16 protein-coding genes are annotated in these 20,284 nt (G+C 44.3%); all 16 read right to left on the reverse strand.

Features of this window, described 5'->3' with window-relative positions:
• Window positions 1-3 precede the first annotated feature (3 nt).
• The 16 genes from LIQ05_RS06995 to LIQ05_RS07070 all read right to left on the reverse strand — a co-directional run bounded on the left by LIQ05_RS06995 (window position 4) and on the right by LIQ05_RS07070 (window position 20,257).
• Complete coding sequence (locus LIQ05_RS06995) at window positions 4-1,260, reverse strand: ABC transporter ATP-binding protein (RefSeq protein ID WP_226819636.1); 1,257 nt, start codon at window positions 1,258-1,260, stop codon at window positions 4-6.
• A 111-nt stretch (window positions 1,261-1,371) separates the two neighbouring features.
• Entirely contained in the window at window positions 1,372-2,187 is an 816-nt protein-coding gene (locus LIQ05_RS07000) for an ABC transporter permease (protein ID WP_226819637.1), read from the reverse strand.
• Between the two features lie 10 nt (window positions 2,188-2,197).
• Window positions 2,198-2,752: a dTDP-4-dehydrorhamnose 3,5-epimerase gene (rfbC, locus tag LIQ05_RS07005; RefSeq protein WP_226819638.1), complete on the reverse strand. Its 555-nt coding sequence runs from the start codon at window positions 2,750-2,752 to the stop codon at window positions 2,198-2,200.
• Window positions 2,753-2,860: 108 nt separating this feature from the next.
• Window positions 2,861-4,435, reverse strand: a complete 1,575-nt coding sequence (locus LIQ05_RS07010; protein ID WP_226819639.1) for a GH25 family lysozyme — start codon at window positions 4,433-4,435, stop codon at window positions 2,861-2,863.
• Window positions 4,436-4,716: 281 nt separating this feature from the next.
• Entirely contained in the window at window positions 4,717-7,365 is a 2,649-nt protein-coding gene (locus tag LIQ05_RS07015) for a L,D-transpeptidase family protein (protein ID WP_226819640.1), read from the reverse strand.
• Between the two features lie 24 nt (window positions 7,366-7,389).
• On the reverse strand, window positions 7,390-7,653 hold the full coding sequence (locus LIQ05_RS07020; protein ID WP_226819641.1) for an HPr family phosphocarrier protein: 264 nt from the start codon (window positions 7,651-7,653) through the stop codon (window positions 7,390-7,392).
• Window positions 7,654-7,674: 21 nt separating this feature from the next.
• Window positions 7,675-8,967 carry a YbbR-like domain-containing protein gene (locus LIQ05_RS07025; RefSeq protein WP_226819642.1) on the reverse strand — a complete coding sequence of 431 codons (1,293 nt, stop codon included), beginning with the start codon at window positions 8,965-8,967 and terminating at the stop codon, window positions 7,675-7,677.
• Entirely contained in the window at window positions 8,945-9,823 is an 879-nt protein-coding gene (gene cdaA / locus LIQ05_RS07030) for a diadenylate cyclase CdaA (RefSeq protein ID WP_416385982.1), read from the reverse strand. The genes LIQ05_RS07025 and cdaA overlap by 23 nt, the downstream gene beginning before the upstream one ends.
• 118 nt (window positions 9,824-9,941) lie before the next feature.
• On the reverse strand, window positions 9,942-11,060 hold the full coding sequence (locus LIQ05_RS07035; RefSeq protein ID WP_226819644.1) for a hypothetical protein: 1,119 nt from the start codon (window positions 11,058-11,060) through the stop codon (window positions 9,942-9,944).
• Window positions 11,057-11,491 carry a hypothetical protein gene (locus tag LIQ05_RS07040; protein ID WP_226819645.1) on the reverse strand — a complete coding sequence of 145 codons (435 nt, stop codon included), beginning with the start codon at window positions 11,489-11,491 and terminating at the stop codon, window positions 11,057-11,059. Before LIQ05_RS07040 ends, LIQ05_RS07035 begins: the two co-directional genes overlap by 4 nt.
• Window positions 11,492-11,584: 93 nt before the next feature.
• Entirely contained in the window at window positions 11,585-12,325 is a 741-nt protein-coding gene (locus LIQ05_RS07045) for a ComF family protein (RefSeq protein WP_226819646.1), read from the reverse strand.
• Window positions 12,222-14,498 (reverse strand): ATP-dependent RecD-like DNA helicase, encoded by a 2,277-nt coding sequence (locus tag LIQ05_RS07050; protein ID WP_226819647.1) that lies wholly within the window; start codon window positions 14,496-14,498, stop codon window positions 12,222-12,224. Before LIQ05_RS07050 ends, LIQ05_RS07045 begins: the two co-directional genes overlap by 104 nt.
• A 106-nt stretch (window positions 14,499-14,604) precedes the next feature.
• Window positions 14,605-15,591, reverse strand: coding sequence for a rod shape-determining protein (locus LIQ05_RS07055; RefSeq protein WP_226819648.1), 987 nt, complete (start codon window positions 15,589-15,591; stop codon window positions 14,605-14,607).
• Between the two features lie 130 nt (window positions 15,592-15,721).
• A complete protein-coding gene (gene uvrA / locus LIQ05_RS07060; RefSeq protein ID WP_226819649.1) occupies window positions 15,722-18,559 on the reverse strand; it encodes an excinuclease ABC subunit UvrA in 2,838 nt (945 codons plus the stop codon).
• A gap of 112 nt (window positions 18,560-18,671) precedes the next feature.
• Complete coding sequence (gene hemW, locus LIQ05_RS07065; protein ID WP_226819650.1) at window positions 18,672-19,805, reverse strand: radical SAM family heme chaperone HemW; 1,134 nt, start codon at window positions 19,803-19,805, stop codon at window positions 18,672-18,674.
• Between the two features lie 14 nt (window positions 19,806-19,819).
• Window positions 19,820-20,257, reverse strand: a complete 438-nt coding sequence (locus tag LIQ05_RS07070; protein ID WP_226819651.1) for a hypothetical protein — start codon at window positions 20,255-20,257, stop codon at window positions 19,820-19,822.
• Window positions 20,258-20,284 lie beyond the last annotated feature (27 nt).

Below are 20,284 nucleotides of genomic sequence, written 5' to 3' on the forward strand. Positions count from 1 at the left end.
ATCTTATTTTTCCTCTATCTGCACTTTGGAATTCATATCGTAGAATCCAACGGTGTTCTTTATGGAAACTACAGTTATATTACATGCATCGTATAAGCGGTGAAACACGGTAAACTCTCCGTTCTGATAGCCGGTACAGCCAAAGGAAAGGAGGTATTCGCCGCCTTGAAGGTCCATTTTCTGCTCAAAGGTAACCACGCACTCGCTTCCAGGCTCTGTGTTCTCCACATTCACCCCTTCATACATGGTATTGGTTCCTGTGATCTCGGTTCCCTGGATATTCTTGAAGGTAAAGGCCATGATCGGCTGCAAAATGCTTTCATTAAAATGGATGCGCATTTTAATCTTAAAGGTGGTGCCTTTTTCAATGGTATTACTCTGTAAGCCCTTGGAGTCGATCACCACAAAATCTACGATCTCCGCCTGTTTTTCCCCGTATTCCAGTGTATTGGGGTTCATCTGGAAGCCCTTTTTCTGGCTTTCTCTTATGGCACTGTTCATCTGTGCCTGTTTCACCGGATTCTGGCGGACCAGCAGCTGCTTGTACATATCCACCATCGCCTTAGGAGTTCCCTGATCCAGCATCTCTCCCTGATTCAGAAGAATGACGCGGTCACAGTATTTGGAAATGCTTCCCAGATCATGGCTTACAAACAGAATGGTTTTCCCCTGTCTCTTAAACTCTTCGAATTTGTGATAGCATTTGGACTGGAAAAATACATCTCCTACTGAAAGTGCCTCATCTACCACCAGGATCTCCGGATCGATATTGATAGCCACAGCAAAGGCAAGGCGCACAAACATACCGCTTGAATAGGTCTTCACCGGCTGGTGGACGAACTCACCAATATCAGCAAAGCTGAGGATATCGTCCAGTCTTGCATCAATCTCTGCTTCCGTGAAGCCCATCATGGTACCGTTCAGATAAATATTCTCCAAACCGGAATACTCGGGGTTAAAACCGGCTCCCAGCTCCAGAAGCGCGGAAATCCTTCCGTTTACGGTAATGCTTCCCCCGGTAGGAGAAAGTACGCCTGTAATGATCTTCAGGATCGTAGATTTCCCAGATCCATTGGTGCCGATAATACCAACGCATTCCCCAACACCGATATCAAAATTAATGTCTCTTAACGCATAATGCTCTTTATAAAGCTTCTTTCTGGTAAGTCCCAGGGAATCCACCAGACGGTCCAGGGGCTTATTGTAGAGCTTATACATCTTAGACAGATTTCTTATTTCAATGGCATTTTTTGTTTCCACGTTGTTTCCTTTCTATTGTGACTGTCGTTCTCTTCACAGCCGACAGTCTGTTGCATCATGCATTACTAAGTTCTTTATTCTCGTTCTCCATAATGAACCAAGAAATCCCTGTTACAGAACATCTGCAAAATGGACACGAAGGCGTTTAAACACCCAGTTTCCAAGCAGGAAGCAGCAGATTGCAAATATCCAGAAATATAAGGTCCACAATGGTCTTTCGAAAAACCAGCGTTTCATAATGAAAGCATCTCTGTATCCGGAAACTACATAAAACATGGGATTCAGCTGAAGAATTTTATAGATAATGCTGTTTGTCCCGATCATACTCTCTGCTACCCACATAATCGGAGTCAGCCATACGCCTACCTGCAGACCGATATTAATCACCTGCTTAAGATCACGGAAAAGTACGACAACCGCACTTGTCGCATAGCACAGGCCCAGGACCAGGACAAATACACAGATACTGTAATAGATGATCTGAAGATAATACCAGTCTGGAAATCTTCCGTTACACATATAGAGCACAATTGCCAGAAGGATAAAAAATCCATGAACAAATGCAGCGGAAATGATCTTTACCACTGGAAGAACGCTGATATTGAATACCACTTTTTTTACCAGATAATCGTATTCCAGAAGGGAATTAGAGCCTCCTGAAAGGGCATCTGAAAAGAAAAACCAGGGCACGATCCCAGCTACCAGATAAAGCACAAAAGGGACTCCCAGCTCATCTGTATTGGACCGGAACCCCACTGAAAATACAAACCAATATACCAGAATTGTTACCACTGGCTGAACAAACGCCCAGAAGGTTCCAAAATAGGAGCCTGCATACCTGGTTTTGAAATCGTTTTTGGCCAGCTTCATAACCAGCCGGCGGTTTTTGTACAAATCCGCCGGCAGAGATAAAATAGACTTAAGCATCTGCAGTCTCCTATCTGTTTAATTCCTTGAAGCTTCCCCATTTCTGATCCTTGTCAGAGAAGATCAGCTCCATGCCTTCCGGAATTGGCCACTGAACATTGATATCCGGATCGTTCCAGATCAGGCCGCCTTCATCGTTTGGATGATAGAAATCGGAGCATTTGTAGGTAAATTCTGCATTCTCAGAGAGAACCAGGAAACCGTGAGCAAATCCTTTTGGAATAAAGAACTGCTTTTTATTCTCTGCTGAAAGAACAACACCATACCATTTTCCATAGGTTTTGGAGCCTTCTCTTAAGTCAACTGCTACGTCAAATACTTCTCCGTTCACCACACGGACCAGCTTATCCTGCGGATAGTTCAGCTGGAAATGAAGGCCGCGGAGAACTCCATAGCGGGAGCTTGACTGGTTGTCCTGTACGAATTCTACATCAATTCCGGCTTCCTTGAAATCATTGTAATTGTAAGTCTCCATGAAATAACCTCTGGAATCTCCAAATACAGTTGGTTCAATTACTTTTAATCCTTCGATATCGTCACAGTTTGTTACTTTAATTTTTCCCATTTTTGTTTCTCCTTATCATATATTCATAGAATAGCTATAAATTTACTGCTTCCCACAGTCTGATTACCGAAAAGGTGGAGGTAACCATAATCTGCTTTCAGCAAATAGTTAACTAACCTTGTACTGTTTCTTGCATACGCCGTATTTATTAAATACAGACACAACACCGCCGCTACTTGTGAGGCGGACGCTCTGTGCACGAATACCGGCCTTGGCGCTGGTGCCCCTGTAGAAATAGTATTTTTTACCTTTTATTTTGTGCCAGCCTTTATAGGCCTTTCCGTTAGAACCGAAGTAATAGGTATTTTTCTTTCCATTTTTACTTATTGTCACAAATTTACTTTTCACCCGGACACCCTTACTATCAAAATAATAGATCGTGCCAGCTGGTGTCACATACTTATAATTTTTCAGCATGTAGAATGTATCTGGACTGAAGTAGTAATATTTCTTATTCAGCTTATGAACACCTGTTAAAGCTTTGCCGTCGGAGCCGAAATAATAGGTCTTTCCGCTCTTGGTTACCACTTTATTTTTGATACGTACACCGTTCTTGTTTACGTAATAAGCAGTGCCATCTGTTTTGATTACTGTATTCTTACATAAATGCCCATCCTTGACACTGAAGTAATAATACTTACCGCCGATTTCTCTCCAGCCAGTGGCCTTTACATCATTCTCATAGTAATATTTCTTTCCGCTGACAGTTTTCCAGCCGTTCACATATACTTTCGGATCTGCATACAAAGGCTCTGCAGCTGGTACATATCCTTCCTGTGAGGTCCATCTAGGGACAATTCTGGTGGTATAATCTACAAATCCAAAGTTCACATCAACATTGTTCTCTTTGGCAACGCCACTGATCAGATTCTTCGTAGCGATCATTCCGGGAACTTCATCACCGGCAGTGCTCTGCCAGATCGTATATTTATAACTGCTTGTGCTTGGAGCCAGTATAGTGTCACCGTAGCTTGCGATCCATACATCAAGCCCGGAGCCTTCCAAAACACTCCAGTCCACAAAATTGTTATACCAGTTCAGGTTCATATAAAGCATAGGAGTATATCCTGCTTTACGGATCTCATCACAGAAGGTAAGTGCGATCTGGGAAACTTCCTTCTTCGTCAAGGTTCCCAGTGTTTTTTCATCCTCCAGATCAAAAGCAACCGGATAGGATACCTTATGTCCCTGCATCTGTCTGATGGCAAGCTGTGCTTCTGCCAGTGCTTCTTTATTAGTCTTGGCAAGGCTATATACATAAGTTCCAACTGGAACCCCTGCTGCTTCTGCCTGTGTCATATTATAATCGAAATAATTATCCAGATGTTTGGTTCCATAGGAAATACGTATAAAAGCAAAATCCAGATCGTTCTTAGCTTCTGCCCAGTTAATCTTGTTCTGCCATTCAGAAACATCAATTCCTCTTGTAATGGCATTCTCTATTACTTTCCCACTTCCATTATAGCAGACGCCGTCTATTTTCTTCCATGCATTAGGACTTACTTTCTTCGCAGAGGAAGAACCCACACTGGGTACCTGCTCATTTGGTGAAAGATTCCCAACTCCTGAAGAAGGTCTGTTTCCTGCATTTGCACTGACTTCTACTGCTGCCCCTACAACACAAGCAGTTCCAAGCATAGCCGTCAGAAGGCTGACTGACAGCCACTTTTTCCATTTATTCATTTTTCCTCCCGCTCGCCCTTCTGTAATTCCAGGCTTTCCCTCATTTAACAAAACATAGGTTACTGGTTCCTGTTCATAATCTGCCCAATAACGCAAGATGTTAAAAATGTGTTACTTTGTTATTATACAGTTTCCCTTTTCAAATTTCAACGTTATTCTCCAAAACATAGAAAAGGTGCCGAAAAATCATCAAAACTGATAATTTTTCAGCACCTTTTTTATATTTTTATGTCTGATATCATACCAAACTTTAGATGAGTCTGTGCAAAACGGCTCCAGCTTTATGCTGCCGGGTCGGTAGGATCATAATATCCGCCGTTCTTGGTTCCCTTAAGCGGTACAATTGCGCGGCGTCCAAGCGGTCCCTTGAAGACTTCGTCTGATTTATACTTACCATCGAAGATGTAAATAGTGGAACCATTGCAGTTATAGTATACCCACTTCGCATCTGCTACGCAGGTACGGATACATCCATGGGATGCAGGACTTCCAAGTCTATAATAGGCACTTACTGGAAGATTATAACTATTCGCAGATCCGCATGCAATAGAATGCACAAAGATGCCTCCCTGTCCAGCGCCATTTACGTGGGTACCGTACTGTCCCCAGGATGGTCCCATAAGCGGCTGCCATCTGCTGTAGCTTGTCAGGGTATATTTTCCAGTAGGTGTTGGTGTTCCAGGATTTCCAACGGAAACCCGAATGGATTTAACCGGGATGGTGCGGGCAGAATCTGCGTAAATTGTCATTACACCATTTACACGGTCAACCGCTACCGTATATGGTCCTTTGTAAATATTGGTCAGATCGTTGATTCTGTATCCGTTCTTGTCAAAGTAATATAACTTGCCGCCAATTTTCCTGGAAGTGTTGGTTACAAATCCCTTCTTATCCGGATTGATATATTTCACCAGGTTCTTGGAATTATTTACCACAACCCAGCCAGTGGTAAATTTACCAGTTGCATCTACATAGCCATATTTCTTGCCTTTTTTAATGAATGTGTTCTTTACAACATTCATATTTTTGAAATAATAGTATTTACCATCAATTTTCTGCCAACCACTCTTGCGGAGTACACCATTGGATGCTGCAAAGTAGGTCTTTTTCTTGTAGACGAACATCTGGTTCTTAACCATCTTACCATTTCTTTTCTTGGAAGTAGATGGTTTAAAGAAATAGCTCTTACCATTGATCACAGTGATGCCACTTGCAAGTCTTCCATCCTCTTTGAAGTAATATCCGCTCTTCATCTGGTTTATATAGTGATTTCCCTTCTTATTGAATAAGAACCAGCCATAGAATTTGCCATTTACAGTTACTTTCTGCCAGCCTTTTTTCTTCACAATAACACCAGCGCTGGAACCGAAATAATACATTCTGTTTCCAGCTCCCGGGCAGCGGTGCCAGCTCTTCTTCCAGTTGGCTCTTACACCGTTCTCATTTACATAGTATTTTTTCTTTTTATATGTAACAATCCGGTTCTTATAAATGCTGCCGTATTTATCTGTAAGATAGTAGTTGCCATCAGCAGCTTTCTTCATGATACGCTTGAGCAGATAGCCCTTGCTGTCAATCAGGTAGGATTTCTGTGCATCCTTGCGTCCATCCAGATCAGAAGCCATAATTCCGTGAACCAGAAGCTGTCCCATTTTTGCACTGTTCAGTTCACCGGAATCATAATATTTCCACTGCTCACCAGCACTGGTCTGAAAGCTCTTCCATCCATCACGGAACATTTTACCAGGAATCTCCTGGGCATTTGCAGCAGGCATAAAATAATACTGTGCAGTCGTTCCCTTTACTGTTAGTATAATATCGCCTGTACGGGGCTTGCCATTAGAATCAAGACAATAATACTCATCATTAATCTTGTAATATCCTGTATATGTATTATTAGCATTCGCTGCCTGGTCAATCTGAGCAATTGTCATTGCTTTTCCATCTGTTCCATAATAATGGAAATTACCGCTGTCATTATCCCACAGCCAGTAATCTTTCTTCATCTGGCCAATTGTAGTTTTCCACGGAACAAATGCTGCGCCTTTACCTGCAAATTCCTGATAAACTTCTGCATTAGAAGCTGTAGTAAAATAAAAATCACCAACTTTTCCGTTAGTACTTTCCGTTCCATTCAGTTTCTTAGTTCCTGTAACAAGAATTCCATTTTCATCAAACAGATAGGAACCTGTATGGACAGCTCCTGTCTCTGTTCTTGTGGTAATCTCTACAATTCCGTCTGCTGCAGTATAATACTGATCCTGAAAGCTAAGTGGTGCTGCGTCTGTATTATCTGTACCGACAGCATCTGCACTTTCCCCAGAGCCAGCTTCAGACTGTACCGCTGCATCCGCTTCTGTATCTTCAAACCCGTTCTCTGCTGCATCTGTATTTTGAACATCAGATGCCTGAACTGCGGCAGTGGCTACAACTACAGCTTTCTTGCGAAGGCGAAAACCACCTGCAACCTGTTCCCACTCATTCCAGTTAAAGATTCCATCAGATGCATCAGCCTGCACTGTTTCATCAACAACTGCGGTCTGACTTGCATCTGGAATATTCTGGACATCACTTTCAAAATTCTGGGCAGGATCTGTATCTCCCCCTTCACTGACAACGTCCCCGGAAATAAATCCGTCGGAAAATCCATCTTCCTCTAAAACGGCATCCTCTGTATTTCCATTGTTTGCATCTTCCTGTGGCTGCTGGTCATCAGATGCTGGTGCATCTGAACTATCAGCTCCAGTGCTTTCTCCATTATCTGATGGCTGTACCTCCTGGATGCCATCTGCTTCCAGCTGCTCTCCCCCTGCCTGCTCAGATGTAAAGCCAGATTCAAAGCCTGCATCTAAAGCTGCGGCAGGAACTTCAAGCCCCATGGAAACACTTAACATAACACCTAAAAATGCGGCTGCAACTCTCTTTTTCACTTTTATACCTCCCCTTAATAAAATCTACTCGCCAAGTCCATTGTTAATGACGGTTACCAGATTTCTCAGTGCTTCCTCTTCATCAGCGCCTTCACAAAATATAGTGATCTCATCACCACATTTCACACATGCTCCCAGAACACTGAGAACACTTTTGGCGTTGGCTGAACCGCCATTGTACTGAAATGTTATAAGAGATTTATATTTCATTGCCTCCTTACAGAGGATTCCAGCCGGGCGTAAATGAAGTCCGGAAGGATTATGCACCCTTACTTTTTCACTTACCATAGTTTCACTCCCTTATCTGTTTTATCCGTTTGAGTCTGAATTTGAAACCTCCGATATGGTCACGTCAGCAGCTACGTCATCCAATAGCTCATAACCCTTAGGCAATTTCACGGAAACTGGAATCTGATAACTTCCCACCCCAATGTCCGCAAGATCAACAGATGCCTTCACTTCATCAATGTTAAAGTCATCCAGATCTCCATCTGTTGCTTTCACACGGATTTCGATCTTATCTGTTCCAAACGTTACAAGAAGATCACTGTCAAGATTATCTACTGTGATCTGATTGGACGGCAAGCCATATGAATGACTTCCAACAGGAAGAATGCTTACCTTCACCCATACATCCTCACTTGTTCCATTTGTCAGTTTCACATCATCCGGAAGTACATCCTTCAGACTGACTTTCTTTTCAATATCAGCAGTCTCTCCGGTAATATCAATGTCCGTACCGCCAATCCAGATGGTATTATCATTCTGTTTCAGAGTTTCCAACGCTTCATCGGTTCCTGCAATACTAATGGTATCTGGAACAGTGGTAACACTCTCTACCTGATATCCATCTGCAGGCACACCCACATAATTGGCTCCAATATTCACTCCTGTGCGAATCTTCCAGAATTTAGTCGTAACTACGACCTTAGTATTATCTATCGTAAGATAAGCCATTCTTCCAGCAAGGCTGTCCTGATTCTTATCAATAATATTCAGTTCAGCTTCCTCAGAGAAATCCTTTGTCTTGCCATCAACATCAACTGTCGCATTTACTTTATCAATTTTATTCACCAGGGACTTCGGTCCTGTAATCTTAACTTTCTCAGGGCTTGCAGTCTGGGAACCAACTTCATATCCCTTTCCAGGCTGACTAGAGCCGTAATTTACATTAACCAGAAATTCCTGTGTTACCTTCTCTTCCAGCCGTACACTGAGATACTGGGGTGTCACCTTGATATTCTCCGGACTGATTCCCGGACAGGATGCTGTAATCGGAACCATAACCGGATCTGTATCCAGGCTTCCAGCCTGCTGAAGATCTGCAGTCAGTGTAATATTCGCCTGAGTAATCCTAGTAATCAGCCTTCTCTCACCAGTAATGGTAACCCGGATCGGATCTGGATCATCATCCTGCAAACACATCATGTTTGCACTGTCTACATAAGCTGTGTTCTGAAGTTCCACCTTATCTCCTGCAATTGTAATGCTTTTGCTGGAAACCGGATTATCTACATTTACTACAATAAACCAGATCAGAAATCCAATGAAAACCGACATGATCTTTAAGCTAAAATTCTTAGTCAGCCTTGCCTTCCTCATGTTTCATTCTCCCTTTCAACAGTTGACGCAGTTTACTGTTATTGACAACCTTCTTGTTCTGGGCCTTGATCAGTGCAGATCTGAGTTCCGCACTGGTAAGACCTCTGGTCAGCATTCCGTTCTGGGCTACAGAAACCTGACCAGTCTCTTCTGATACAATGATAGTCAGGGAATCACTTACCTCACTAATGCCCACACCTGCTCTGTGACGGGTTCCAAGCTGCTTGCTCAGTTCCATATTGTCTGAAAGGGGCAGATAACAGGTGGCTGCCACAATTCGGTTGCCGCGCACAAGAACTGCTCCGTCATGAAGCGGCGTATTGTGCTCAAAAATATTGATCAGAAGTTGGCTGGTAAGTACTGCGTCCACATTGATTCCAGTACGCTCATACTCACTTAAACGAATATTCTGCTCAATCACGATCAAGGCGCCAGTTCTCACCTCGCCCATGTCAAAACATGCTTTTACAAGCTCATTTATCGTCTTATCTGTAAATCTCTCCTGTACCTCCCTGCCTGAATCAAGAGGCAAAATAGTGGCCATGATTTTCTTCTGCCCCAGCTGCTCCAGCATTTTCCTAAGCTCGGGCTGGAAGATAACAACAACACTGGTAAGAAGTATGGTCGACAGGTTCTTAATGATCCAGAGGATGGTATTCATCTTCAGAATATAGGCAAATAAAATAAAAAGAAGTACCACCAGGATTCCCTTTAACAGTGTATAAGCGCGGGTAAATTTGATCCACACCATAAACTGATAAATAAAAAAGGAAATCAAGGCAATCTCCAGTATGTCTGTAACTCCCAGACCGGGCAGGGAAAGTTTTGACAAATATCCTGATAATCTGACTGCCATATCCTGCATAGTGTACTCCTTTCCTGTTTCAAAGACTTTATAGCAAAATGGTTACCGGACAATCTCCCCGGTAACCTTTTTCTATTAAAGAGTTACCGCCCTCTCCACAGCAGTAACATCAAAGATCCTTAAGGGATTCTTCAAGCTTTTTCTCAAAATCAACATCCTTCGCAGCTGGCTTCTCAGCCTGTCTCGGCTTTCTGTCTGCTGCCGGAGAAACTTTCTTTCTCTTCGGTTTCTCATCCTGACGGAAGATTGGATTCGCATAAGTAGCTGTATTCTCCTCTGCCTTTCTCTCTTCCCGTACAGGTTCTGCATTTATTTTCTTGATGCTTCTCTCAGATGTTGCAACTGAAGCTTTCGGAACGGCTTTTACATAGTAGAAATATTCATCATCTTCATATTCCAGGCGCTCTGCTCTGCTGTAATCCCCGCCAAATGCGAAGAATTCCAGAATCAGTGCAAGAAGCACTGCAGCAATGGTACAGATCAATAGTGGAACCATTGCGACGGTTGCATTCAGGCTCATTCCAAAACTTCCAACCAGCATTATAAACACATAAGCTACGCCGCCTGTAATTATGGATATCCTCCATGCATGATCAAAGGAGCGGGTACGGATCAGATGTACCAGAAGGATTACTGCCACAAACGCAACAACTGCGATCCACATTCCCCAGTTCTGTACCAGACCATCTGCCATGATCTGCAGCTTATCTGTCATATCCAGATCTGGATTCACAAGAATTGTGGACTGGGATCTTAAAAAGCGGATAAAATAGTACATAACTACACCGCAACCAGCCGGAATAGCAGATAAACTGCTCTCCATCAATCCACTTCCAATAGGAAGCAGTGCCGGAAGACTGAATGCAAAGGAAAGTGGGGTAAATACAAAAGTTACATTCTGCTCACCGCTGAATCTCAGGAAAAAGATCAGCATCAGCAGAATCAGCACAAGCATAAATGCCGCAACTTCTATTCCCAATGCGTAGCTGTGTACAAGGATCAGCACAAATCCAATATACATCATAGCGGAAGATGGTAAAATAGAGCAGATCAATGCCAGGATCAATACAAGAAATACATTATTGATCCGTGACATATATCCCATATTTGCATTGATCCACAGGAAGTAGACCAGTGCTAACACAAATTTCATTACAGGCAGGATATACATTTCATACTGTCCGTACATTCCTTTAATTTTTTGCTTTAATTCAAGTAATGCTGTCATTTTCTATATCCTCCTGACATTTCACGTCCTGCGAATTTCTTTTCTTCACGAGTATAGATCTTCTCCAGCCTGGTAAGCTGGGTGTAATATTGCTTCACGCTCTTCTTGGCATTGTGATACTTCACGGTGTACTGAATATATGTCAATACCGAATACACCGCCAATACGCCTATATATCCTGCCAGAACTACGATTCCAAGAGAGATCAGATCCATCTTATGGACATTATCCAACAGATACTCCAGATTATATGCCGCGATCACAGCAAGTATCAATCCATATCCAATTGTTACAAGAAAGAAATTCTTGATCAGTGCCAGACCGATATAATCACTTCTGTAGTACTTGCTCACCGGAAGATATTTTCCGCCTTCCTGTTTCTCATATAAAGCAAGCCGGTCCATTATCTTTACTTTTTCTTCGTTTATCATAAACGGGCTCCTTATGCATTTCTTTGAAAGCTGAAAAGCTATACTTATACAGGATGATTGTATCATATATCCCATAGCATGAAAAGTGTTTTTTTACCTGTTCCTTCCAATGCATAATGTCAAAAAGAATACATGGGACGCGCCCTTCCCAAGAAGAGCCCTTGCCAGCACATCCATAGTACTACCAGTAGTATATACATCATCAATAAGTAAAATACTCTTTCCAGCAGGGTTTCCCACTACCTGAAAGGCTTCCCTCAGATTCTGTTTTCTTCCGGCTGCATCCAGCTTCTTCTGGGATCTGGTCGCATGATTTTTCTTCAGGAGTCTGGTATTCACAGGAATCCCTGTGTAGCGGGACAGTTCCCTTGCCATAAGCTCCGCCTGATTAAACCCTCTTATCTTCTGCTTTCTCCAGTAAAGTGGAACCGGTACGATCATCTGAGGCTGCCAAAGTGCCAGCAGATCCCTTCCGTATAGGTACATCGCTTTCCCATAGAAACGGCTGTATTCCCTGCAGCCAAAATACTTATATTTCATTATGGAGTATTTCATCCGGTCATCATAGAGGAAAATGCCTCTTCCCTGGTCAAATGCACCAGGATGGCTCTGACAATCCCGGCAATATTCTTCCTCTTCCAGCACCGGCTTTCCGCATTTGTAGCATCTTGGACCTGATATAGGTCTGATGTCCCTGGCACAGTCCGGACAGATCAATTCGTGATGTTCTCTAAGAATTCTGTGGCATAGGGGACACCGTCTTGGATACAACAGATCCAGAAAGTTCCTGTATCCTTGTGCCAAGAGAGCTGTAACGCTTCTGCTGCTTCTCATTGCGAATCATCTCCCCGAAAGTCTCCTCACTTCCAACTACGGTTACACATTTTCTTGCTCTCGTAACCCCTGTATATAAAAGATTACGGTTCATCAGCATCTTCGGACCGGAAAGGAGAGGCAGAATCACTGCCGGATATTCCGAGCCCTGGGACTTATGTATGGTGATCGCGTAAGCAAGCTCCAGTTCTTCCAGCTGTTTAAAAGAATAATCAGCAAAACGGCCATCTTCAAATTCCACCGTAGCAGTCTCCGCAAATTCATTAATCTCCTTCAAAATACCGGTATCTCCGTTAAATACACCAACGCCTTCTTCCACAGGAATTCCATATTTCCCCCGGACTTCCCATTCCATTTGATAGTTGTTCTTAATCTGCATGACCTTATCCCCCACACGGAAAAGGCGGTCACCAATCTCTTTTTCTTTTTTATCTGCGGCAGAAGGATTCAGGTATCTCTGCAGGATCTGATTCAGACGCTCCACTCCTAACAGCCCTTTTCTCATAGGTGTAAGGACCTGTATTTCGAAAGGTCTGGCATCCACATATTTCGGCAGCTTTTCCTGGATCAGAGCAATTACCACGCGGATAATAACATCTGCATCATACCTTTTCAAAAAGAAGAAGTCGCGACTCTTATTATCCAGGGAAACCTGCTCTCCATTATGTATCTTATGGGCATTTACTACAATATCACTGTGGGATGCCTGTCTGAAAATTTTCTTCAGTTCTACAACTGGAAAAGCTCCGCTTCGGATAATGTCTCGCAACACATTTCCTGGTCCCACACTTGGCAGCTGATTCTCATCTCCAACCAAAATAAGTCTGGTTCCTGCCGTTACCGCAAGAAGTAATGAATGCATCAGAAAAATGTCTACCATAGACATTTCATCAATGATGATCACATCTGTATCCAGTGGATTCTCCGCATTTCTTTCAAAATGGACCACCTGCGTCTCCCTGCTGTCATCATCCGGCACCCCATTCAGTTCCAGAAGGCGGTGAATGGTCTGTGCCTCATACCCGGTAGTTTCTGTCATACGCTTGGCTGCCCTTCCTGTAGGCGCAGCAAGACGTAAGGTAGCACCTTCACCTTCAAAAAAACGTATAATTGCATTAATAGTGGTAGTCTTACCGGTTCCGGGACCTCCGGTAAGAACAAAAAGTCCGTTTCCAGCAGCCTCCACTACTGCTTTCTTCTGCATTTCTTCCAGAACTGTGCCTGTTTCCTTCTCAATCTGGGCAATTCTGTGCTCCATCATCTGCTCATCCTGAGGATAGCAGATATTAAGCTCCGTAAGCATCCTTGCAGTATTCAATTCCAGATTGTAATACTGACTAGGATATACAAGAGTAACCCCCTCAGAATCCTTTAAAACCAGTTTCCTGTCAATTGCCATATCCATCAGGTGTTTTTCCATATAGGAAACATCAACCCGAAGCAGCTGGGAGGCTCGTGCAAACAGTTCTTCCTTAGGAAGATAAATATGCCCTTCCCCGGAAGCCTGGAGAAGAGTATACAGCATACCGCTTCGGATTCTGTAATCTGAATCTGCATGAATTCCTATACGGGAAGCAATGGCATCTGCAATTTTAAATCCAACGCCGCTGATGTCATCAGCCAGTCTGTATGGGTTTTCCTGAAGCACACTATACACAGACTGACCGTATTTCTGATAAATTTTTGCTCCAAGATTCAGAGAAATGCCATATTTCTGGAGAAACATCATAGCTTTCCGCATATCTGCTTTCTCCGTCACCTGGGAAGCAATCTCCCTGGCCTTTTTCTCACTGATTCCCTTTACTTCTGCCAGTCTCTCCGGCTCTTCCTCTACAATCCTTAATGTGTCTTCCCCGAAATATCTCACAATCCTTGCAGCGAGAGCCACTCCAACACCTTTGATCGCACCGGATCCCAGATAGCGTTCCATGGCCTGGGTATCTTCCGGCGCTTTCTCCACATAGGAATGAATATGAAACTGCCTTCCATATACGTGATGCTGTGAAAACTGTCCCTCCGCCTCAATGGTCACTCCCTGGGTGATATCAGGAAATGTCCCTACACAAGTCAGTTCTTCTTCCGAATCTGGAGCCTTCATCACCATGACAGTATATCCATTTTCCTCATTTCGGAATATGACATGGTCTATGTATCCTGTAACTTTCTCGTCCATTCGCTTCTCTCCTGTTGCAGCAATTCTATATAGTTCACAAAGGGCACTGCATACGCAGCACCCTTTTTTACCCAAACGGACATGTCACTAACCAGCAATATCACTATTATTCCATCCGTGTAATGACTTCCGCATATTTACCAGTTCCCACCACAACTGCTGACATGGCATCCTGTACCGTAAGTGTACTTACGCCAGTCTTCTGCTCGATAAGCGTGTCCATTCCGTGAATCATTGCTCCGCCTCCGGTCAGTACGATCCCTCTGTCTACAATGTCCGCAGCCAGTTCTGGCGGAGTCTTCTCCAATACTCCATGTACCGTTTCCACGATCTGATTGGTGGCATCCTTTAATGCAATACGGATTTCTTCGGATGTAAGCGTCACCACCTTAGGAAGACCAGTGATCACATTTCTTCCCTTCACCTCAAGTGTACGTGGGGAAGCTTCCTGGCAGGCAGTTCCGATTTTTATCTTAATGTTCTCAGCAGCTTCTTCACCAATAAAAAGGCTGTGATTCTTTCGTACATAACTGATAATAGCCTGATCAAAATTATCTCCAGCTACTTTTACGGAAGCAGACACAACAGATCCTGCCATAGAGATCACGGCTACATCTGTGGTTCCTCCTCCAATATCTACAATCAGATTCCCGAAAGGCTTAGTCACATCCACCCCTGCACCAATTGCTGCCGCAATAGGCTCTTCCACAAGAAAAACCTCTCTTGCTCCAGCCTGATAGGTAGCTTCCTCAACTGCCTTTCTCTCGATCTCAGTAGTTCCGCTTGGAATACAGATACTGATTCTTGGCTTTCGGAAAGAATGTCTTCCCATAGCTTTGGAAATAAAAAATTTCAGCATCTTCTCCATGACGGTATAATCTACGATCACGCCCTGACGGATAGGACGGATCACTTCTAAATTTGAGGAAGCATGTCCAGTCATCAGTCTGGCTTCCTCTCCAATCGCTTTTATCTTCTCTGAATTTTTATCATAAACCACTACAGACGGCTCGCTGAGTACCAGCCCCCGTCCAGTGGAATATACCCGGCTGTTCCTGGTTCCCAGGTCAATTCCAATATCACTGGCAGGCATTTAAATCCCCTTTCTGTCTATATGCAAATATATTCTTCATACTATTATAAACAAAAACAGCTTAATTGGAAAGAGGTTTTATTTGTTCCTGTTCGCGATTCCTGTTCGCGAAGTAAATAGCAGCCTTTGGTTACTTCAGATATTTCGCAACATATCGTCCTGTATGGGAAGCCGGATTCTTTGCAACTTCCTCGGGAGTGCCCTTAGCCACTACCGTTCCGCCGCCATCTCCACCCTCCGGACCGATATCAATAATATAATCCGCGGTCTTGATCACATCCAGATTATGCTCAATTACTACAACGGTATTTCCACCGTCAGAAAGTCTGCGCAGAATCTCCACCAGCTTCTGCACATCTGCAAAATGCAGTCCGGTCGTCGGTTCATCCAGAATATAGATCGTCTTGCCAGTGCTGCGCTTACTAAGCTCTGTCGCCAGCTTGATACGCTGTGCTTCTCCTCCGGAAAGCGTAGTGGACGGCTGTCCAAGACGAATATAGGATAATCCTACATCATACAGTGTCTCGATCTTCCTTCTGATGGACGGAACATTCTCGAAGAACGTCATCGCTTCCTCCACCGTCATGTTCAGCACATCATAGATGCTCTTATCCTTATATTTCACTTCCAGAGTCTCACGGTTATAGCGCTTGCCCTTGCAGACTTCACAGGGAACATAGACATCCGGCAGAAAATGCATTTCGATCTTAATAATTCCATCACCGCTGCAGGCTTCACAACGGCCGCCCTTTACATTAAAGCTGAAACGGCCTTTCTTGTATCCTTTCGCCTTAGCATCTGCTGTAGCAGCAAAAAGATCACGGATCTGGTCAAACACACCAGTATAGGTGGCAGGATTGGATCTTGGCGTACGTCCAATCGGAGACTGGTCAATGGCAATTACCTTATCCAGCTGCTCCACTCCAAGAATGGCATCATGCTTGCCAGGAATTACACGGGCCCGGTTCAATTCCCTTGCCAGATGTTTGTAAAGGATCTCATTGATGAGAGAACTCTTTCCAGAACCGGAAACACCGGTGATGCAGGTCATGATTCCAAGCGGAATATCCACGTCAATGTGCTTCAGATTGTTCTCTGCGGCACCCTTGATCGTCAGAAATCCAGTAGGTGTCTTGCGCACTTCCGGTACCGGGATCTTCAGTCTTCCGCTAAGATAAGCGCCGGTAATAGAATCCGGATTCTGCATCAGCTCCTCTGCCGTACCCATTCCCACCAGTTTTCCACCGTGTTCTCCGGCTCCTGGTCCAATATCCACAATACAGTCCGCTGCACGCATGGTATCCTCATCATGCTCTACTACGATCAGGCTGTTTCCAAGATCTCTTAAGTGCATCAAGGCTCCCAGAAGCTTATCATTATCTCTCTGGTGAAGACCAATGCTGGGCTCATCCAGAATATAAGCAACTCCTACCAGCCCGGAACCGATCTGGGTAGCAAGACGGATTCTCTGTGCCTCACCACCTGACAGGGTACCTGTGGCACGTGCCAGGGAAAGATACTCCAGACCTACATCGGCCAGGAATCCTACCCTTGCCCTGATTTCCTTAAGAATCTGCTTTCCGATCAGCAGCTGCTGCGGGGACAACTGCATTTCTGCCAGAAATACCTTCAGCTTATCAATGGACATATTGGTAACTTCATAAATATTCTTATCTGCAACAGTGACAGCCAGAGATTCCTTCTTCAGACGCTGTCCCTTACAGACTGTACACGGGGTGATCTGCATAAAGCTCTCGTATTCCTGCTTCATGGCCTCGGACCCCGTCTCCTTATAGCGCTGCTCTACGTTCTTGATCAGGCCTGGAAAGGCCACATCATAGACTCCCTCTCCACGCTGTCCCTTATAATAAACCTTTACGGAATGTCCGCCAGTGCCGTACAGGATAATATCCTGTATCTTCTTGGGATAATCCTGAAAAGGCGTATCCAGATCAAATTCATACTCCTGGCAAAGAGCGTTCAGAATCGCATTGGTAAAGCTGTTCTTATCCGTACAGGACTGCCAGCCCATCACCACAATGGCGCCCTCAGAAATGCTGAGAGACTTATCCGGGATCATCAGATCCGGGTCAAACTCCATCTTATATCCAAGTCCCAGACACTCTGGGCAGGCACCAAATGGATTATTAAAGGAAAAGCTTCTGGGCTCGATCTCATCAATGCTGATTCCACAGTCTGCACAGGAAAAGCTCTGGCTGAAATTCATATAATTTCCATCCATGGTATCAACCACAGCCAGACCATCTGCCAGATTCAGTACTGTCTCCAGGGAATCCGTCAGGCGCTTCTCAATCCCCGTTTTCACGATCAGACGGTCTACAATTATAGAAATGGTATGCTTAATATTCTTATCCAGGGTAATCGTCTCGGAAAGCTCATACACACTTCCATCAATCTCCGCACGCACATAACCGCTGCGTCTGGCCTGATCCAGCAATTTTGCATGGGTACCCTTACGTCCCCGCACCACTGGAGCAAGAAGCTGTATCTTCGTTCTCTCAGGCAGTTCCATGATCTGATCTACCATCTGGTCAACCGTCTGCTTAGCGATCACCTTCCCGCACTTGGGGCAGTGAGGAGTCCCCACACGGGCATATAAAAGACGGAAATAATCGTAAATCTCCGTCACAGTTCCCACTGTAGACCGCGGATTACGGTTCGTAGACTTCTGATCAATGGAAATAGCAGGGGGAAGTCCCTCAATGCTCTCCACATCCGGTTTCTCCATCTGTCCAAGGAACTGTCTGGCATAAGAAGAAAGAGACTCCATATATCTTCTCTGTCCCTCTGCATAAATGGTATCAAATGCCAGTGAGGACTTGCCAGAACCGCTCAATCCGGTAAGCACCACGAACTTATCCCTTGGAATATCCACACTGAGATTCTTCAGGTTATTCTCATTGGCCCCTCTTATTCTGATAAACTGTTTCTTATTCTCTGCTGCCATCTGTTCCTCCATGTATCTTTTCAATCTCTATTCTTCACAATCAATATTTTCTTCAAGGATATCACAGGAACATGTGTTCGTCAATGTGTTTTTTCAAACTCCCAAAACTCTTTTACAACAAAAAATCTGCCATAACCACATTGCTCACATGGATTCCTGCCCTGGTCAGAAATATCCTGTTTTCCTTTTCCGCCAGCATCCCCTGACGCTTATATTTTTCCAGCACTTCCCCATATATCTTCTCAACAGCATTTCCGAAATATTCCTGAAATTCTGCTTTTGACACTCCTTCCGTCATGCGAAGCCCCAAAAACATAAATTCTGCCATCTCATCCTTCTCAGTGAGTACCTCCCGATCTTTTCGGATCCGCTCCGGAACCCCGCTGTTTTCCAGATACTCCTGCATATCCCTAGTATTGGTGAAACGCTCATTTCCAATTAAGGAAGCAGCTCCCAGTCCAAGCCCAAGATAATCCTTTCTCTGCCAGTATCCTTCATTGTGCCTGCATTCCCGGTTTTCTTTTGCATAATTGGAAATCTCATACTGGTGATAGTCATACTCTCCCAGAACTTTCGCTACATCCTCATACATCCGATATTCCGTATCTTCATCTGGAAGCTCCAGTTCTCTCTTGGAAAAAGGGGTTCCCTCCTCCACGATCAGACTGTACGCGGAGATATGCTCCGGGCCAAGCTCTGCCACTGTCCGAAGATTCTCTATCCATCCCTCATAACTCTGCCCCGGAATCGCAAACATCATATCTACATTAATATTGGAAAATCCAGCCTCTCGCGCCATCTGATAACTTTCCAGGAACTGCCTGTAATTATGGATTCTCCCAAGCACTTCCAGTTCCTCATCTTTCGGAGACTGAAGCCCAATGCTGATCCGGTTGATCCCATATTTTCTGTAAAGAGCCAGCTTCTCAGAAGTCAGTGTCCCAGGATTAGCTTCAATGGTGATTTCTGCGTTTGGAGAAAAATGAAAATTCTCCTGTAGCCCCTGCAAAAGTTTTTCCATCACATCACATTCTGGCACTGAAGGTGTCCCACCGCCAATAAAAACTGTGTCCACCGAACGTTTTTCCACCGCCGAAACTGCCTTTATTTCCCGTAAAAGTGCATAAATATAAGATTCCTGCCCGGTCCTTGTAGAAGGACCTGACAGGAAATCACAATAATCACATTTCTTTATGCAAAACGGGATATGAAGATACAGCTCCAGGCCACTCTTCTTTCTTCCCATTCTGATTTTCCCCTTTACTCTTCAGAACTGTCGCTGTTGTCGCTTTCAGATGTATCTTCTGCACTATCTGCTGAATCAGAAGTGTCATCTGATGTATTATCCTGCGCAGCAGAAGCACTATCCGTCTTAGCGTTTCCAGAAGTCTTTCCCTCTGCTTTCTGCACCAGATACTCATTTACCATGGTCACGCTGCCGCTTTGTGCAACCGCGTCCTTACTTACCTGCCGCGGTTCTGGTGTAGGGGTAGGACTTGGGATCGGGGTGATCTTCATCACGCCCTGGGATGCTGCATCCGGAGCCTTCACCGTCTTTTTGCTGCATGCACAGCTGCCTGCAAAAATCACGATTACCAGCAGGATTACTGCCAGAATACCGCCTTTGATCCACTGCTCACGGTTCTTTTTAAAACTTCTCTTTATTTTTCTTATCAGAATACGTATTTTTGCTTTCATCTGATACCTCCGTGTCAGGCACTGGCC

The sequence above is a fragment of the Blautia glucerasea genome (assembly GCF_020537505.1).
In the GTDB taxonomy this organism is placed as follows: domain Bacteria; phylum Bacillota; class Clostridia; order Lachnospirales; family Lachnospiraceae; genus Blautia_A.

Excerpts from the sequence above, each read along its gene's own strand:
- LIQ05_RS07000 (WP_226819637.1), bottom strand. The coding sequence starts at position 2,187 with ATGCTTAAGTCTATTTTATCTCTGCCGGCGGATTTGTACAAAAACCGC.
- rfbC (WP_226819638.1), bottom strand. The coding sequence starts at position 2,752 with ATGGGAAAAATTAAAGTAACAAACTGTGACGATATCGAAGGATTAAAA.
- LIQ05_RS07010 (WP_226819639.1), bottom strand. The coding sequence starts at position 4,435 with ATGAATAAATGGAAAAAGTGGCTGTCAGTCAGCCTTCTGACGGCTATG.
- LIQ05_RS07020 (WP_226819641.1), bottom strand. The coding sequence starts at position 7,653 with ATGGTAAGTGAAAAAGTAAGGGTGCATAATCCTTCCGGACTTCATTTA.
- LIQ05_RS07025 (WP_226819642.1), bottom strand. The coding sequence starts at position 8,967 with ATGAGGAAGGCAAGGCTGACTAAGAATTTTAGCTTAAAGATCATGTCG.
- cdaA (WP_416385982.1), bottom strand. The coding sequence starts at position 9,823 with ATGGCAGTCAGATTATCAGGATATTTGTCAAAACTTTCCCTGCCCGGT.
- LIQ05_RS07035 (WP_226819644.1), bottom strand. The coding sequence starts at position 11,060 with ATGACAGCATTACTTGAATTAAAGCAAAAAATTAAAGGAATGTACGGA.
- LIQ05_RS07040 (WP_226819645.1), bottom strand. The coding sequence starts at position 11,491 with ATGATAAACGAAGAAAAAGTAAAGATAATGGACCGGCTTGCTTTATAT.
- LIQ05_RS07045 (WP_226819646.1), bottom strand. The coding sequence starts at position 12,325 with ATGAGAAGCAGCAGAAGCGTTACAGCTCTCTTGGCACAAGGATACAGG.
- LIQ05_RS07050 (WP_226819647.1), bottom strand. The coding sequence starts at position 14,498 with ATGGACGAGAAAGTTACAGGATACATAGACCATGTCATATTCCGAAAT.
- LIQ05_RS07055 (WP_226819648.1), bottom strand. The coding sequence starts at position 15,591 with ATGCCTGCCAGTGATATTGGAATTGACCTGGGAACCAGGAACAGCCGG.
- uvrA (WP_226819649.1), bottom strand. The coding sequence starts at position 18,559 with ATGGCAGCAGAGAATAAGAAACAGTTTATCAGAATAAGAGGGGCCAAT.
- hemW (WP_226819650.1), bottom strand. The coding sequence starts at position 19,805 with ATGGGAAGAAAGAAGAGTGGCCTGGAGCTGTATCTTCATATCCCGTTT.
- LIQ05_RS07070 (WP_226819651.1), bottom strand. The coding sequence starts at position 20,257 with ATGAAAGCAAAAATACGTATTCTGATAAGAAAAATAAAGAGAAGTTTT.